General features: G+C 66.4%; 15 protein-coding genes. 13 read left to right on the top strand and 2 right to left on the bottom strand.

The window, feature by feature from the left end:
- Window positions 1-2: 2 nt before the first annotated feature.
- Window positions 3-842 (bottom strand): class I SAM-dependent methyltransferase, encoded by an 840-nt coding sequence (locus CH281_RS20845; protein WP_032366359.1) that lies wholly within the window; start codon window positions 840-842, stop codon window positions 3-5.
- Between the two features lie 173 nt (window positions 843-1,015).
- Between CH281_RS20845 and CH281_RS20840 the strand changes: the two genes are divergently transcribed.
- From CH281_RS20840 to ligA, 10 genes are all read left to right on the top strand, one after another.
- Window positions 1,016-1,816, top strand: coding sequence for an electron transfer flavoprotein subunit beta/FixA family protein (locus CH281_RS20840; protein WP_094695455.1), 801 nt, complete (start codon window positions 1,016-1,018; stop codon window positions 1,814-1,816).
- A 43-nt stretch (window positions 1,817-1,859) separates the two neighbouring features.
- On the top strand, window positions 1,860-2,816 hold the full coding sequence (locus CH281_RS20835; RefSeq protein ID WP_027496625.1) for an electron transfer flavoprotein subunit alpha/FixB family protein: 957 nt from the start codon (window positions 1,860-1,862) through the stop codon (window positions 2,814-2,816).
- 153 nt (window positions 2,817-2,969) lie between these two features.
- The gene (locus CH281_RS20830; RefSeq protein WP_032366360.1) at window positions 2,970-3,788 is read left to right on the top strand and encodes a GNAT family N-acetyltransferase; all 819 of its coding nucleotides are present in this window, start codon (window positions 2,970-2,972) and stop codon (window positions 3,786-3,788) included.
- Window positions 3,785-4,714: a lysophospholipid acyltransferase family protein gene (locus CH281_RS20825; RefSeq protein ID WP_179274249.1), complete on the top strand. Its 930-nt coding sequence runs from the start codon at window positions 3,785-3,787 to the stop codon at window positions 4,712-4,714. Before CH281_RS20830 ends, CH281_RS20825 begins: the two co-directional genes overlap by 4 nt.
- A gap of 82 nt (window positions 4,715-4,796) precedes the next feature.
- Window positions 4,797-6,035 (top strand): cysteine desulfurase family protein, encoded by a 1,239-nt coding sequence (locus tag CH281_RS20820; protein ID WP_072692098.1) that lies wholly within the window; start codon window positions 4,797-4,799, stop codon window positions 6,033-6,035.
- Complete coding sequence (mnmA, locus tag CH281_RS20815) at window positions 6,035-7,123, top strand: tRNA 2-thiouridine(34) synthase MnmA (RefSeq protein WP_027496628.1); 1,089 nt, start codon at window positions 6,035-6,037, stop codon at window positions 7,121-7,123. The genes CH281_RS20820 and mnmA overlap by 1 nt, the downstream gene beginning before the upstream one ends.
- Window positions 7,120-8,139, top strand: a complete 1,020-nt coding sequence (locus CH281_RS20810; protein WP_027496629.1) for a methionine synthase — start codon at window positions 7,120-7,122, stop codon at window positions 8,137-8,139. Before mnmA ends, CH281_RS20810 begins: the two co-directional genes overlap by 4 nt.
- A 155-nt stretch (window positions 8,140-8,294) precedes the next feature.
- Window positions 8,295-9,482 (top strand): GGDEF domain-containing protein, encoded by a 1,188-nt coding sequence (locus tag CH281_RS20805; protein WP_052053331.1) that lies wholly within the window; start codon window positions 8,295-8,297, stop codon window positions 9,480-9,482.
- 25 nt (window positions 9,483-9,507) lie between these two features.
- A complete protein-coding gene (locus tag CH281_RS20800) occupies window positions 9,508-9,690 on the top strand; it encodes a hypothetical protein (RefSeq protein ID WP_027496631.1) in 183 nt (60 codons plus the stop codon).
- 54 nt (window positions 9,691-9,744) lie between these two features.
- Window positions 9,745-11,889 carry an NAD-dependent DNA ligase LigA gene (gene ligA / locus CH281_RS20795; protein ID WP_370878680.1) on the top strand — a complete coding sequence of 715 codons (2,145 nt, stop codon included), beginning with the start codon at window positions 9,745-9,747 and terminating at the stop codon, window positions 11,887-11,889.
- A 30-nt stretch (window positions 11,890-11,919) separates the two neighbouring features.
- On the opposite strand, the gene CH281_RS20790 is transcribed toward ligA, so the two are convergent.
- A complete protein-coding gene (locus tag CH281_RS20790) occupies window positions 11,920-12,570 on the bottom strand; it encodes an amino acid-binding protein (RefSeq protein WP_027496633.1) in 651 nt (216 codons plus the stop codon).
- Between the two features lie 292 nt (window positions 12,571-12,862).
- On the opposite strand from CH281_RS20790, the gene gatC reads away from it, so the two are divergent.
- The 3 genes from gatC to CH281_RS20775 are packed head-to-tail and all read left to right on the top strand — an operon-like array spanning window position 12,863 to window position 15,720.
- Entirely contained in the window at window positions 12,863-13,162 is a 300-nt protein-coding gene (gene gatC, locus CH281_RS20785) for an Asp-tRNA(Asn)/Glu-tRNA(Gln) amidotransferase subunit GatC (RefSeq protein WP_027496634.1), read from the top strand.
- Window positions 13,159-14,631, top strand: coding sequence for an Asp-tRNA(Asn)/Glu-tRNA(Gln) amidotransferase subunit GatA (gene gatA, locus CH281_RS20780; RefSeq protein ID WP_032366363.1), 1,473 nt, complete (start codon window positions 13,159-13,161; stop codon window positions 14,629-14,631). Before gatC ends, gatA begins: the two co-directional genes overlap by 4 nt.
- Before the next feature lie 6 nt (window positions 14,632-14,637).
- The gene (locus CH281_RS20775; protein WP_256983881.1) at window positions 14,638-15,720 is read left to right on the top strand and encodes an alpha/beta hydrolase; all 1,083 of its coding nucleotides are present in this window, start codon (window positions 14,638-14,640) and stop codon (window positions 15,718-15,720) included.
- The last annotated feature ends 14 nt before the right edge of the window (window positions 15,721-15,734 follow it).

Below are 15,734 nucleotides of genomic sequence, written 5' to 3'. Positions count from 1 at the left end.
TGTCACCCGATCACCGCAGCCGAGCTCTTTCGGGCGACGGCGACCAGGTCGAGGCTGTCGTCGATTCGATCGGCCGCGATGTCGAAGTCGGCGATGGTGATCGCGGCGACGTCCTCGGCGAGTTCGGCAGGCCAGGGTTCACCGGCGAGTGCTCGTTCGATCTGCGCGTCGATGAAGGATCCGCCGTGTTTGGCGTCGAGGGCGGCCAGCGTGCTTCCGTGCCGGACTCCGGTGAGTTCGGTGACCTCGAGGCGGGCGGCGACGAGCAACTCGGTCAGTTCTGCCGCGTCGAGTTCGCGGGTGTGGAAGGGGTTGAGGGGAGTGTCGCGTCCGGGCGAGAAGGTGATGCGGTTCGGTGTGCTGATCAGCAGCGTGCCGCCGGGCTCGAGGACGCGGTGCACTTCGGCCAGGAACGCTCCTTGATCCCAGAGGTGTTCGATGACCTGGAAGTTGACGACGACGCCGACCGAGGAATCCGCGAACGGAAGGCGGTCGAGATTGCCGCGCACCATCGTCACCGCGGGGTAGCGGGCGTGGACGTGCGTCGCGGCCGAGACGTCGTAGTCGAGGCCGACGACGCAGGCCGCAACCTCGGCAATCATGTTGGCTCCGTAGCCTTCTCCCGATCCGGCTTCGAGCACCGTGCGGTCGCGGCACCGCTCTGCGAGGGCACGGTAGACCACCTCGTGACGGCGGAACCAGTAGTTCTCCTCGGCGATGCCGGGCACAGTTCGCTCGCCGGTGAGGGGGAGTGGTTCCGGTGCCGGTGTCCGAGCCGATGAATCGTTCACCGACGGAAGGTTAGTGCCTCCGGCGATGAGGTAAGCCAACGTGGTCTCCATAACAGTCGGGGTGCGGATGTATGGTCGATCGGGCAGGGAGGTAAGTTACCCACCAGTAACTACGGTGGGGTAACCTCGTAGCGGAACGTAGAACTGCACCAACCGTTCGACTTGCAGCAACCGTTAGAACACTCACGATCAGCAGAACATGACCAGGAGGTCGACGCAGACCCATGACGAACATCGTTGTTTTGATCAAGCAGGTTCCAGACACATGGTCCGAGCGCAAGCTCAGCGACGGTGACTACACCCTCGATCGCGAGGCTGCAGACGCCGTTCTCGACGAGATCAACGAGCGGGCCGTCGAAGAAGCCCTGCTCATCAAGGAAGCTCAGGGCGGTGAGGTCAAGGTTCTGTCCGCAGGCCCCGATCGCGCCACCGACGCGATCCGCAAGGCTCTGTCGATGGGTGCGGACAGCGCGGTACACCTCAACGACCCGAGCCTGCACGGCTCCGACGCCATCCAGACCGGGTACGCCCTGGCTGCGGCACTGGGCAACGTCGCGTTCGAGAACGACGAGCCTGCCGATCTCATCATCGCGGGTAACGAGGCCACCGACGGCCGCACCGGCGCAGTTCCGGCGATCATCGCCGAATACCTGCAGATCCCGGCCCTGACGCAGCTGCGCAAGCTGTCCGTCGCAGACGGCAGGGTCACCGGCGAGCGCGAGACCGACGAGGGCATCTTCGGACTCGAAGCCACGCTGCCCGCCATCGTGAGCGTCACCGAGAAGATCAACGAGCCTCGGTTCCCGTCGTTCAAGGGAATCATGGCCGCCAAGAAAAAGACGGTGCAGACCATCACTCTGGCCGACATCGGTGTCGAGGACGGCATCGTCGGCGTCGACAACGCCGGAACGACGGTCACCTCGTCCACCCCCAAGCCTCCCAAGACTGCCGGCGAGCGGCTCACCGACGAGGGCGACGGCGGCGACAAGATCGCCACCTACCTCGTAGGCCAGAAGATCATCTGATCCCGCCCCACCGAGCAATCGAAGACCAACGAGGAGCAAAGTCATGGCAGAAGTACTCGTGCTCGTGGAGCACGTCGAAGGAACACTGAAGAAGGTCAGCTCCGAGCTGATCACCGCGGCCCGCGCACTGGGTGAGCCGTCCGCGGTCGTCACCGGCCCGGTCGGTACCGCCGACAAGGTCGCCGACGCATTGACCGAGGCCGGTGCCGAGAAGATCTACGTCGCCGAGTCCGACGACGTCGACGGTTTTCTCGTCACGCCGAAGGTCGACGTCCTGTCGTCCCTCGCCGAGTCGGTCTCGCCTGCGGCGATCATCACCGCAGCGACGATCGAGGGCAAGGAAGTTGCCGGCCGCCTCGCCGCCCGTCTGGGCTCGGGCTACCACAACGACGTCGTCGCGATCAACGGCGACGGCAGTGCCGTCTACTCCATCTTCGGTGGTGCGTTCACCGTCGAGGCCAAGGCCAACGGCGACGTCCCCGTCCTCTCGCTGCGCCCCGGCGCAGTCGAGGCAGAGCCGAAGGCCGGAGCGGGAACCCGCGAGACCGTCGAGGTCCCGGCGCAGGAAGAGGGCACCGTCAAGGTCACCTCGCGTGACCCGATCGTCGGCGGCGACCGTCCGGAACTGACCGAAGCAACGGTCGTCGTCTCCGGTGGCCGTGGCGTCGGCAGCGCCGACAAGTTCACCGTCGTCGAGGATCTGGCAGATTCGCTGGGTGCCGCAGTGGGTGCCTCGCGTGCCGCCGTGGACTCCGGTTACTACCCGGGCCAGTTCCAGGTGGGCCAGACGGGCAAGACCGTCTCCCCGCAGCTGTACGTTGCACTGGGCATTTCCGGAGCCATCCAGCACCGTGCCGGCATGCAGACCTCGAAGACCATCGTCGCGGTGAACAAGGACGAGGAAGCACCCATCTTCGAGATCGCCGACTACGGCATCGTCGGTGACCTGTTCAACGTCGCGCCTCAGCTGACCGAGGCCGTCAAGAAGCACAAGGGATAGCCTCTCGGCGAAAATCTCTGCTCGACGGGCCCTCATCGCGATTGCGGTGGGGGCCCGTCGCGTTTCGACGGGCGCAATCGTGTTCATGCAAACTCTTCCGACACTTCTCCTCGGCGATGCCCGGTAGTCTTCCCCACTCGTTAGACACACCTCATGACCACTTCCGTCATGAGCTCGACCGCATCGATCGTCCCGGCCACCGACCGCTATTCGCTCGTGTTGTCCACCGACCCCGAACACCGACTCGCGGCGCAGCGCCTGCGCTACGACGTGTTCGCCTCCGAGCCCGGCTTTGCCATACCCACCGACACGGACGGTCTGGACGCCGACCGGTTCGACGATTTCTGCGACCACCTTCTCGTTCGCGACCAGTGGACCGACACGTTCGTCGGTTGCTATCGCATGTTGCCGCCGCAGGCCGCGGTGTCGGCAGGCGGCTATTACACCGCAACCGAATTCGACATCTCCGCGCTCGATCCCGTCGGCATGAACATCGTCGAAATGGGAAGGGCCGCAGTTCATCCCGACCACCGATCGGGGTCGGTCCTCGGCCTGATGTGGGCGGGAATCCTGCACTACCTCGACGTGACGGGATACGAGTGGGTGATGGGTTGCGTGTCGGTTCCGATGCAATCGGCTCCCGGGGAAGCGGTCGGGGCCAACGTGCGTGGTGTTCGCGACCGGCTGTTGGATCGACACGCGACAGCGGTCGACAGGCGGGTCGTGCCCTACCACCCCGTGGTCGTCGACGGCGTCGATCTCCTCGACATTCCGGCGGCGAAGCGAGCGTCCATGCCGCCGTTGATGAACGGTTACCTCCGGCTCGGTGCCTCCATCTGCGGTGAGCCCGCCCACGACCCGGAATTCGGAGTGGCGGATTTCGTCGCGCTCCTCGGCCTGCACGAGGCCAACACCAGGTATCTGGACCGTCTTCGTTCTGCAGCAACGACATTCGAGTCGGGTGCCCGATGATACAACCCCTGGTTCGCGCACACGCCTGGATGCCGTCCTCGCCGTGCAGTGACGGGTGTCTGCCGAAGAATCCGCCCACGGTGCGTCGAATCGTCCTCGTTCTGCGCATCGTTGCGGCAATCGCGGCCTTCGCGCTGTTGCCGCTGTTGGTCGTCCTGGGGGTGCCCTTTCCCCGGGTTCGGCATGCATTGACGCGGCTGGGCGCTCGGATGCTGCTATCGGCCATCGGCATCGATCTCACCGTGCTCGATACACGCTCGGAGCGAGAGCGGTCGCGTACGGCAGGTGGTGCCCTGCACGTCTCCGGACACATTTCGTGGACCGACGTCGTCGTCCTCACGGCAGTGCGCCCGTCGACGTTCGTTGCGCGAGCCGATCTGGTGGACTGGCCGCTACTCGGGCGACTGGCCCGGGCCATGAAGGTGCTTCCCATCGATCGCGCACGACTGCGTGAGCTCCCGGCCGTTGTCGACCAGGTTGCCGACCGAATCCGCGCGGGCGCTTCGGTCGTCGTGTTCCCCGAGGCCACCACCTGGTGTGGGTTGGCCTACGGATCGCTTCGCCCGGCCCTGTTGCAGGCTGCCATCGATTCCGAGACGTGGGTGCAGCCCATCCGGCTGCGCTATCTCGATCGACACGGCGAACCGACCACCGCGACGTGCTTCGTCGGAGACGAGACGATCGGAGCGTCGATCGGCCGCATCTTCCGGCTCGCCGGACTGCGCGCCGAGGTCGAGTTCACCGCCCCGGAAGCGCCCGGCGGCAATCGACACGACCTCGCGCGGCGCTGCGAGGTGGCGATTCGACGCGACGACGGAGTAGAGCCTGCGGAACGACCCCGGAAGGACGTCTACGACCCGACGGTGCACGAGGTGATGGCCGAAGCCGAGCGAAGCCCCAGCGCGCCGACGGTTGCAGCCGCCTGATCCACAGCTGAACCGGGCGACCGTGGACCCACCTCGCGCAGGTAGGTCTGCGGTCGCTCGACCGGGTATCGTCGAGCGCGTTATGCCTTCTGTGCGCAGTACGCCTGCCCCCGCCCCGCCGCAGCCATCGGTGTACCTCGATCACGCCGCGACCACTCCCATGTTGCCGTGTGCGATCGAGGCGATGAACTCGGTGTTCGGCACCGTCGGGAACGCGTCGTCGCTGCACACCTCGGGCCGGTCCGCCCGTCGCCGAGTCGAAGAATCTCGCGAGTCGATCGCCGCGGACCTCGGTGCGCGCCCGTCCGAGGTGATCTTCACCTCCGGTGGTACCGAAAGCGACAATCTCGCCGTCAAGGGCATCTTCTCGGCCCGTCGAGACTCGAACGCCGCACTGACCAGGATCATCGCCAGCTCGGTGGAGCATCACGCCGTGCTCGACGCGGTGGAGTGGCTCGTCGCGCACGAAGGGGCGACTGTCACCTGGCTCCCGGTCGACGACGAGGGCCGGGTCACCCCCGATGTGCTGCGCGCCGAGCTGGCTCTGCACGCAGACGAGACCGCGCTGGTGACGGTCATGTGGGCCAACAACGAGATCGGCACCGTCATGCCGATCGTCGAACTCGCAGCGGTGGCCGCGGAGTACGGCGTTCCGATGCACAGCGACGCCGTGCAGGCCGTACCGCACCTACCAGTGGGATTCGCCGACAGCGGTCTGTCCGCCCTGAGTATCGCCGCGCACAAGTTCGGGGGCCCGCAGGGCGTCGGAGCCCTGTTGCTGGGCCGTCAGGTCCCGTGCGTGCCGCTGTTCCACGGTGGTGGTCACGAACGTGACGTCCGGTCCGGCACGCCCGACACGGCCGGCGTCGTCGCGATGGCGGCCGCACTGCGCTCGACGGTGCAGAATCTGTCGCTGCACGGGGAACGAACTCGCGCGTTGCGTGATCGACTCATCACCGGGGTTCGCGAGGTGGTGCCCGACGCCATCCTCAACGGCCCGGAGGGCGACGGGCGGCTCGCCGGAAACGTGCACTTCACCTTCCCCGGGTGCGAGGGGGATTCGCTGTTGATGCTTCTCGACGCCGCGGGCATAGAATGCTCGACGGGATCCGCCTGCACGGCGGGTGTGGCGAGCGCGAGCCATGTTCTGATCGCGCTCGGGTGCGATCCGGGCGTGGCCCGCGGATCCCTTCGGTTCTCTTTGGGAACCGGCTCGTCCGATTCGGACATCACCACTGTGCTTGCGGCCCTGCCGCAGGTCGTCGAACGTGCTCGTGCCGCCGGACTCGCCGGCGTCGGAGCTCGAGGAGGAAATCGCTGATGCGTGTTCTTGCTGCCATGAGCGGGGGAGTCGACTCCGCAGTCGCCGCGGCTCGAGCCGTCGACGAGGGGCACGACGTCGTGGGCGTTCATCTGGCGCTGTCCACCGCTCCCGGGGCGCTGCGGACCGGCTCTCGCGGGTGCTGCTCGAAAGAAGACGCCGGGGATGCACGCCGAGCTGCCGACGTCCTCGGAATACCGTTCTACGTCTGGGACTTCGCGGATCGGTTCAAAGAAGACGTCATCGACGACTTCGTCGCCTCGTACGCCGCGGGGGAGACTCCCAACCCGTGCCTGCGGTGCAACGAGAAGATCAAGTTCTCCGCGCTCGCGGACCGCGCGTTGGCACTGGGCTTCGACGCCGTCGCGACCGGGCACTACGCGCAACTGCACGACGGAGTTCTGCGGCGTGCGGTGGACGCCGACAAGGATCAGTCCTACGTGCTGGCCGTCCTGAACCGCGGGCAGCTCTCGCGTGCGATGTTCCCCATCGGCGACACCCCCAAGTCCGAGATCCGCGAGGAAGCAGCCGAGCGGGGTCTCGCCGTCGCCGACAAGCCGGACAGTCACGACATCTGCTTCATTCCCTCGGGCGACACCCGGGCCTTCCTCGGCGCACACATCGGCGTTCGTCCCGGCAAGGTCGTCGACTCCGAGACCGGAGCCGAGTTGGCGGACCACGACGGTGTGCACGGCTTCACCATCGGCCAGCGTAAGGGTCTCGGGGTGGAAGGACCGGCCGTGGACGGCCGTCCGCGCTACGTCACCTCGATCGAACCGGACACCGGCACCGTCATGGTCGGTTCGGCGCAGAAGCTGGACGTCTGGTCCATCACCGGAGACCGCGCAGTGTGGACCGAGGGCACCGCGCCCACCGGGCCCATCGAATGCGTCGTACAGGTTCGGGCGCACGGCGGGCTGACCGACGCGGTTGCCGAGGCCGTCGGCGACGGGATGGAGATCCAGCTCCGGGCACCCTTGACCGGTGTCGCCAAAGGGCAGGCAGCGGTGTTGTACCGCAAGGACATTCACGGTGACATCGTGATCGGCAGCTCGACCATCTCGGGCACCCGATCCGAGCGCGAGTGACCCCGAGCACGTTCGGAGGGCTGGCGACCGGCATAGGTTCGTGGCCCGGCACCGACGTTCGTGAGGCCGTCGCCATCGTCCTCGGCGAGCTGGGTGAACTGCCACACGTGGTCGAACTGCCAGGGCGCGGGCTCGGTGCCGACATGATCGGCCGCACCGGAGCCATCATGGTCGACGTCGAACTCGACGTCCGGACGTCGGGCTACCGCGTCGTACCGCGTCCGATGCTGGCCGGTCGCCGTGCGACCGACTTTCTCACCGAGGATCTGGACGTGCTCGAGGAACTGTGGGAGGTCGCGGGACTACGCGGTGCCGGCCGGACCATCAAGGTGCAGGCTGCAGGACCGTTCACCATGGCCGCGCAGGTCGAATTGCGGCACGGACACCGCGCGCTGACCGACCGCGGCGCTCTACGGCACTTCGCGGAATCCCTCGGCGAAGGGCTGCGCCTGCACTGCGCAGAAGTGGCACGCAGACTCTCGGCGAACGTGGTGGTCCAACTCGACGAACCCAGTCTCGCCGCCGTTCTCGCGGGCAGTCTGACCGGGATCACCGGTATCGACTCGGTGCGCGCGATCCCGGAACCGGAGGTTCTGGACCTGCTCGACTCACTGATCGACACCATCGCGTTACCGGTCGCTGTGCACTGCTGTGACGGGGGAGCTCCCGTCGATCTGCTGCGCCGAACCCGAGCCGTCGCGGTGGCCGTGGATGCACACGAGCTGCGCCGAACCGACCTCGATGCGCTGGGAGAGCTGCTCCAGGCCGGCAAGACCCTCGTACTGGGATCGGTGCCGTCGGCAACCCCGGACCGACCACCCTTGTGGCGCGAGTGCGCCGAGCCCGGTGTGAAGTTGGTCGACAGCCTCGGCTTCGATCGTTCGATACTCGCTTCGCAGGTGTCGGTGACGCCGTCCTGCGGCTTGGCCGGAAGCACGCCCGAGTGGGCTCGTCGAGCAACGGCTCTCACCCACGAGGTTGTCGCGGCTTATCGGGACGCACCCGAATCGTTGTGACCACGGACCGGGACATTGTGACGAAACACAGTGTGCCGAGTCGGAATGCCTGGAGCGTCCTGCGGCTCCGTCCCGGGTCGTTCGGGACGCACAACAGGTGTGACATCATTCACACGGCCGTCGGGGGTCTGCTTTGAATCGGTGGGAGTTCGTACATGGCATCAGGTGGTCGCGGCTTCGATGAAGTCGCCTCCCTCCGACGTTCCGGCCGGCATCGACGCGGAGTTCTGGCCAAACTCGCCGCCGCCACGTCGGATTGGTACCGGGCTCCGCACGACTTCGAATGGATCCTCAACCACCGGTCCACTCGTCCACTGACGGGAATCATCCGGGTCGTCTTCGGCACCGCCGTCCTGATGTATGCCCTCACGTCGATTCTCATGTTGTTCAGCGATCTCGGCCCCACCGGCTCGCCGGCAATCGGGTGGGTCTTCTTCGTCCTGTTCACGCAGGTACTCGTTGCCGCACGGTGCGTGTTCGGCCCGATCCCCGGGAAGAAGTTCTTCGTCGGGTTCCTGGCGTTCGGCGACATTCTGACGACCTCGGTGCTGGTGTTGTACGCGCCGGTCGCGTCCTTGATCGGAACGGTGCTGTTCGCCGTCACCGGAGCGTTCTGTACGTATTTCCTCAGTCCTCGATTGCTCGTAGCCCACCTGGTGTGGACGGCGACGTTCATCATCGGCTTCGGTATTCGCACGTTCCTCGCTGTGATGGACGGCGAGGTGGTTGCCGTCGACGGACCGGCGGTCGCGACGGCGACGGTGGTGCTGTTGCTGGCAACGGTGGCGGTACCGGTGTTCGCGCAGGTGGCGTGGACGACGTTGTCCAACGACGCCAAGCGGTCGGTACTCGATCCTCTGACCGGGGTGTACAACCGCCGCGGTATCGACAGTGAACTGCTCGACCTGTGGCAGCTCGCGAACAAACGCGGACTGTCGATGGCGTTCCTGGTGGTCGACATCGACAAGTTCAAGGCCGTCAACGACCGCTACGGCCACAGCCGGGGCGACGAGGTCATCGTCCGGGTCGCGGATCGGCTGCGCAGACTCGCCCGCCACCACGGCGGAGTGCTCGCGCGAACCGGTGGCGAAGAATTTCTGCTGGCCGTCGTCGGACATGCGCAGAGCACCGTCGACCTCGGCGTCGATGTGGTGCGCGTGCTGTGCGACCACCGGGACGACATTCCGGTCACGGCGAGCGTCGGTATGGCACTGCTGCGTGAGGACTCCGCGCTGTGGGACGTGGGCACCTCCGTCGTGGGACGAGCGGCTCGCACGGCGGACGCGGCGATGTACCGGTCCAAGCAGTCCGGCGGGAACAGTGTGGTCGTCGACGAGATCTGACACGGGGATCTGCGATGATCGAGACATGTATCGACTCTCGGACGCCCAGCGGCGCGGTCTGCCCGCCGGTGTCCTGCTCTCGGTGATGGCCTCCGTCCTCGGCGGTATCTACTCCGACGACTTCCTGACCGGATTCGCGCTGACTGCCGGAATCTGCGCGGTGGCGTTGATCGCCGCCACCCTGCTGCTGGGCCTGATGGGCAGATAGCCTTCCGGACGCAGGATCGTTTCGATGTCGGTGCCGTCGGATAATCTTCGTCACGTGCCTGAGCCGACCGAACTGCCTGCAGGAACCGACGATGCCGCCGAGGCTGCCGGAGTCGAACTCGATCCTGCCACCCCTGCCGACCGCGAGCGGTGGCAGACACTGGCCGAGGAAGTACGTGGACATCAATTCCGCTACTACGTACGTGATTCGCCCATCGTCTCGGACGGTGAATTCGATGCCCTGCTGCGCGAACTGAACGATCTCGAACAAGCCCACCCGGACCTGCGTACGGCCGACTCACCGACCCAACTCGTGGGCGGTGGTTTCGCGACGGAGTTCACCGCCGTCGACCATCTGGAACGAATGCTGAGCTTGGACAACGTGTTCGATCACGACGAGCTCCGTGCGTGGGCCAAGCGGGTCGAGACCGAGGCCGGTCCGGATCTGCACTACCTGTGCGAAGTCAAGATCGACGGTGTGGCGTTGAACCTGGTGTACGAGAACGGCACTCTCGTGCGCGGTGCGACCCGAGGTGACGGGCGGACCGGCGAGGACGTCACGCTCAATGCTCGGACGATCGACGACATCCCCGATACCTTGACCGGCAGCGCCGAATATCCGATTCCGGAGCTGCTCGAGGTGCGCGGTGAGGTGTTCTTCCGGCTCGAGGACTTTCAGGCGCTCAACGCGGCGCTCGTCGAAGAGGGCAAACCCCCGTTCGCCAATCCACGGAACTCGGCGGCGGGCTCGCTGCGCCAAAAGAACCCGGCCGTGACCTCGAAGCGGCGTCTCGGCATGATCTGTCACGGATTCGGACGGATGGTCGGCTTCACCCCCGATTCGCAGTGGCACGCCTACGAGGCTCTGCAGGCGTGGGGTCTGCCGATCTCGACCCACACGACGCGCGTGCAGGGCATCGATGCCGTCGTCGAGAAGGTCGAGTACTGGGACAAGCACCGCCACGACGTCGAGCACGAGATCGACGGCCTGGTGGTCAAGATCGACGAGATGTCGTTGCACCGTCGGCTCGGAACGACGTCGCGAGCACCGCGGTGGGCCATCGCGTACAAATACCCACCTGAGGAAGTCACCACCACCCTGCTGGACATTCGCGTCAGCGTCGGCCGAACCGGTCGAGTGACTCCGTTCGCGTACATGACGCCGGTGCTCGTCGCGGGGTCCACGGTGTCTCTCGCGACCCTGCACAACGCGTCGGAGGTCAAGCGCAAGGGTGTTCTGATCGGTGACACCGTCACGATTCGCAAAGCGGGAGAGGTCATTCCGGAGGTGCTCGGCCCGGTCGTCGACGCCAGGACCGGCGACGAGACCGAATTCGTCATGCCCACCGAATGCCCGGAATGCTCGACGCCGTTGGCACCGGCGAAGGACGGCGACGCGGACCTGCGCTGCCCCAATTCGCAGTTCTGCCCGGCGCAACGCCGTGAGCGTGTGTTCTTCGTGGCCGAACGGCAGCGTTTCGACATCGAGGGTCTCGGATACGAAGCGGCGACGGATCTTCTGGCCACCGGTGCGATCGAGGACGAGGGCGATTTGTTCTCGCTCACCGAAGAAGACCTGATGAAGACTGCGATCTTCCGCACGAAATCGGGCGCATTGTCGGCCACCGGGCGCAAACTGCTCGACAATCTGTCCTCCGCCAAGAATCAGCCTCTGTGGCGAGTGCTGGTGAGCCTGTCCATTCGCCACGTCGGCCCCTCCGCTGCACGAGCCCTCGCCGGAGAATTCGGCAGCCTCGAGCGCATCGAAGCAGCGTCCGTCGAGGAGTTGTCGGCGGTGGACGGGGTGGGCGGCACCATCGCGGCTGCTGTGTCCGAATGGTTCGAGGTCGACTGGCACAGGGCCATCGTGGAGAAATGGCGGAATGCCGGTGTGCGGATGGAGGACGAGCGAGACGCCTCCATCGAGCGAAATCTGGAAGGCCTGTCGATCGTCGTCACCGGTTCGCTCGACTCCTACTCGCGCGACGAGGCCAAAGAAGCGATCTTGCTGCGGGGTGGAAAGGCCGCAGGTTCGGTTTCGAAGAAGACGGCGTTCGTCGTCGTCGGTGAATCGCCCGGTTCGAAGCACGACAAGGCCGTCGAGCTCGGCGTACCGGTCCTGGACGAGGCAGGGTTCACGCGTCTGTTGACCGAGGGCCCGGACGCAGTGTCGGAGCCGACGACGGACACCGACGCGTAGCAGTAGGGGAGACCGGGCGAGTTCCGGTGATCAGGTAAGGACGGTTGCGACGATCCCGGCGAGGTAACCGAGCCGGGCTACCTCCGACGGCCTGAACTCGGGCCCTCCCGGCCGGCCGAGCATCAGCACGGTGCCGGTGGTGCCGAGGGGAGCGGCAGCGATCTTGGTGTCCATGTCCCGCCACACCTGAGGTACCCAGTCTGCGTCGGAGTCGAGTGCAGCGGGAGAGGTCAACGGGAACCAGGGCAGTTCGGCGGCGTGTGTTTCGGGTGCGCCCGGGCTACCGACCAGGCGGAACGGACCGTGCGCGTTGGTGGCCACCACGGTGCTCCAGCCCACGCGCAGAACGCGGGGAGCGCCGTCGACCAGAACTTGCAGACGGTCGTCGGATGCCGCTGCGACCCGGTCGATCAGTTCCAGTTCGCGATGGGTGTCGAGAACGCCGGTGTACGGGCGGATCGAGTCGACGCGGACGTCGGTGAGGTTCTCGGCTGCAGTGATCAGTGTGTCGGGAAGCGAACCGGGCGCAACGTCGACCACCAGGTCGTCGACCGCGTAGCCGTCGCCGCGTTCGATGACGTCGAGCGAGAGGATGTCCGCTCCGACCGAGCCGAGGGCCACGGCCAGCGATCCGAGGCTGCCCGGCCGGTCGGGCAGCTGCACGCGGAGCAGGTAGGACATGGCACGCTCCCTTTCGACGTCTGGCGTAGTTCAGGGAACACTGTGCACCCCCGGCGCGAGCAATCTTTGCATCTTCGACCTGGCCGGCTCGACACGCAACGCGGGACGTGACAATTCTGACACTCGTGCGGGCGAGATCGGCGGCCGATCGAGACCGCTGACCGGGAGTGAGGTCGGCGAAACGGTGCGCACTAGGCTGGACCGCGTTCGCGGACCTGTGCGGTTCGCTCTGCGCAAATACGGGGCCGGTTCCTGCAGGCCCCACTCCTACTGTGTGAAAGGGGTCTACGCGGTGCCCGATATCTCCCGCGACGAGGTCGCTCACCTCGCCCGGCTGTCGCGCTTGGCTCTCAGCGACGCCGAACTCGACGAGTTCGCCGGCCAGTTGGATTCGATCCTCCATCACGTCAAGACCGTCGCCGAGGTGGCGACGGACGACGTTGCGCCGACAGCCAACCCCAGCGACATCGTCAATGTGACGCGTCCCGACGTGATCGTTCCCGGTCTGACGCCGGAGCAGTCGCTGTCCGGTGCACCGAATGCCGAGGAGGGCCGTTTCGCGGTGCCGCAGATTCTGGGAGAGAGCGAATGACCGACCTGACCAAGCTCGACGCGTCCGAGCTCGCCGACCGTATCCACTCGCGTGACGTCAGTGCGGTGGAGGTGACCCGGGCACATCTGGATCGGATTGCCGAGGTCGACGGCGACCTTCACGCTTTTCTGCATGTGGCGAGCGCGCAGGCGCTGGCCGCGGCCAACGACGTCGACGCCGGGCTGGCCGCGGGCTCGGCACCGGCCTCACCGCTCGCCGGGGTGCCGTTGGCGCTCAAGGACGTGTTCACCACCACCGACATGCCGACCACCGCCGGCTCGAAGATTCTCGACGGGTGGGTGTCGCCGTACGACGCGACGCTGACCTCGAAGCTGCGAGCCGCGGGCATTCCGGTTCTCGGCAAGACCAACATGGACGAGTTCGCGATGGGCTCCTCGACCGAGAACTCCGCGTACGGACCGACCAAGAACCCCTGGGACACCACCCGGATTCCGGGCGGCTCGGGAGGCGGAAGCGCGGCTGCGCTCGCCTCGTTCCAGGCACCGTTGGCCATCGGCACCGACACCGGTGGATCCATCCGGCAGCCCGCGGCACTGACCGGCACCGTGGGAACCAAGCCGACGTACGGCAGCGTCTCGCGGTACGGACTCATCGCCTGCGCCTCCTCGCTGGATCAGGGTGGACCCTGTGGTCGTACGGTGCTCGACACCGCGTTGCTGCACGAGGTCATCGCGGGTTACGACCCGCGGGATTCCACGTCGGTCGACACCCCGGTTCGTCCCGTCGTCGAGGCGGCCCGAGAGGGCGCTCGCGGCGACCTGACCGGAGTGAAGGTGGGTGTGGTCAAGGAGTTGCACTCGGACAACTATCAGTCCGGTGTCATCTCGTCCTTCGACGCCGCAGTGGCCGCATTGACCTCACTCGGTGCCGAGGTGGTCGAGGTGTCGTGCCCCAACTTCGTCCACGCATTGGCTGCGTACTACCTAATTCTCCCGTCCGAGGTGTCGTCCAACCTGGCTCGGTTCGACGGAATGCGGTACGGCCTGCGTGCGGGCGACGACGGCCACCACAGCGCCGAGTCGGTCATGGCCACCACCCGCGCTCAGGGGTTCGGGCCGGAGGTCAAGCGCCGCATCATGATCGGCACCTACGCGCTGTCGGCCGGTTACTACGACGCGTACTACGGGTCGGCCCTGAAGGTCCGCACCTTGATCGCGCAGGATTTCGACGCGGCATACGAGAAGGTGGATGTGCTCGTATCGCCGACGACCCCGACGACGGCATTCCCGTTGGGCGACAAAGTCGACGACCCGATGGCGATGTATCTCAACGATCTGTGCACCCTGCCCACCAACCTCGCCGGCCACTGCGCGATGTCGGTGCCGTCCGGTCTGGCGTCCGAGGACGGTCTGCCGGTGGGTCTGCAGATCATGGCTCCCGCGTTCGCAGACGAGCGGCTCTACCGCGTCGGCGCTGCGTACGAGGCTGCCCGCGGCGATCTGCGGTAGTTCGAGGTGCTGCATCGGTGGGCCGCCCGGTTGGCGCATCTGCCCTTGCTCGGTGGAGCGGTCCCGGTCATCGGATTGGCGGCGGCCACGGTGCTGGCGATCGTGGCCGCCGGTGCGATCGTGGTTAGCATCCGCCGTGGCCGTCCGCTCGGCTCGCCCGTCGGTGGGCTGAGCGCACTGGGCCTGGCAGCGGCGCTCCTGGTGGCGACCGCCGTACTGACCAACCTGACGGTGACGCGGTACCCCACGGCCGCGTCGGCACTCGGGCGTGCGCCGGTCGTGCACGTCGAAGGACACGGCCGGTTGTTCGACGTGGAGGTGCCCGGCACGGTGTCGCAGTTCCGTGCTCGTCCGGCGACGGTCTATCTCCCGGCCGCGTACGACGACGGGGCGGACGACCTCCCGGTACTGGTGTTGCTCACGGGACAGCCCGGCCATGTGGTCGACTGGATCGAAGGTGGTCGACTACCGCAGACGATGGACGCGTTCGCGGCACGTCACGGCGGCGTCGCCCCGGTTGTCGTCGTCGCAGACGGGCTGGGGGACACCGAAGCCAACCCGATGTGCATGGATTCGGACCTCGGTAATGCTGCGACGTATCTGACAGTCGATGTCCCGCAGTGGGTTCGGTCGAACCTCCACGTGTCCTCGGACCCGCGATCCTGGGCGGTCGGCGGGTACTCCTACGGCGGAACCTGCGCCCTCCAGCTCGCGACGACGGAACCGTCGGCGTACCCCACATTTCTCGACATCTCCGGTGAGGACGAACAACGTCGTGGCACCAGAGCGGAGTCGGTCCTTGCTGCGTACGGGGCGGACACACCGGCCGACGAGGATCGGTTCGATCGTTCTACGCCTTTGAACGTACTCTCCCGCAACAGCTTTCCCGACTCTGCCGGTGCCTTCGTCGTCGGAGCCGACGACGAGGAGTTCAGGCCGCAGACCGAGCGGGCCTACCGGGCAGCCGCCGCCGCGGGCATGGATGTGCACTACAGCGAGCTGCCGGGAGGACACTCGATGCAGGTCTGGGCTCCGGCGCTCGATCAGGAGATGGACTGGCTCGGCAATCGGCTCGGTCTGCTCGGCTGAGGTTCAGCACTCCC

Origin of the sequence: Rhodococcus sp. 06-221-2 (genome assembly GCF_002258365.1) — a bacterium.
GTDB classification, from domain to species: Bacteria; Actinomycetota; Actinomycetes; order Mycobacteriales; family Mycobacteriaceae; genus Rhodococcoides; species Rhodococcoides fascians.
Note: the sequence above shows the minus strand (reverse complement) of the source record. Positions and strands in the feature narration are given on the sequence as shown.

Excerpts from the sequence above, each read along its gene's own strand:
- CH281_RS20845 (WP_032366359.1), bottom strand. The coding sequence starts at position 842 with ATGGAGACCACGTTGGCTTACCTCATCGCCGGAGGCACTAACCTTCCG.
- CH281_RS20840 (WP_094695455.1), top strand. The coding sequence starts at position 1,016 with ATGACGAACATCGTTGTTTTGATCAAGCAGGTTCCAGACACATGGTCC.
- CH281_RS20835 (WP_027496625.1), top strand. The coding sequence starts at position 1,860 with ATGGCAGAAGTACTCGTGCTCGTGGAGCACGTCGAAGGAACACTGAAG.
- CH281_RS20830 (WP_032366360.1), top strand. The coding sequence starts at position 2,970 with ATGACCACTTCCGTCATGAGCTCGACCGCATCGATCGTCCCGGCCACC.
- CH281_RS20825 (WP_179274249.1), top strand. The coding sequence starts at position 3,785 with ATGATACAACCCCTGGTTCGCGCACACGCCTGGATGCCGTCCTCGCCG.
- CH281_RS20820 (WP_072692098.1), top strand. The coding sequence starts at position 4,797 with ATGCCTTCTGTGCGCAGTACGCCTGCCCCCGCCCCGCCGCAGCCATCG.
- mnmA (WP_027496628.1), top strand. The coding sequence starts at position 6,035 with ATGCGTGTTCTTGCTGCCATGAGCGGGGGAGTCGACTCCGCAGTCGCC.
- CH281_RS20805 (WP_052053331.1), top strand. The coding sequence starts at position 8,295 with ATGGCATCAGGTGGTCGCGGCTTCGATGAAGTCGCCTCCCTCCGACGT.
- CH281_RS20800 (WP_027496631.1), top strand. The coding sequence starts at position 9,508 with ATGTATCGACTCTCGGACGCCCAGCGGCGCGGTCTGCCCGCCGGTGTC.
- CH281_RS20790 (WP_027496633.1), bottom strand. The coding sequence starts at position 12,570 with ATGTCCTACCTGCTCCGCGTGCAGCTGCCCGACCGGCCGGGCAGCCTC.
- gatA (WP_032366363.1), top strand. The coding sequence starts at position 13,159 with ATGACCGACCTGACCAAGCTCGACGCGTCCGAGCTCGCCGACCGTATC.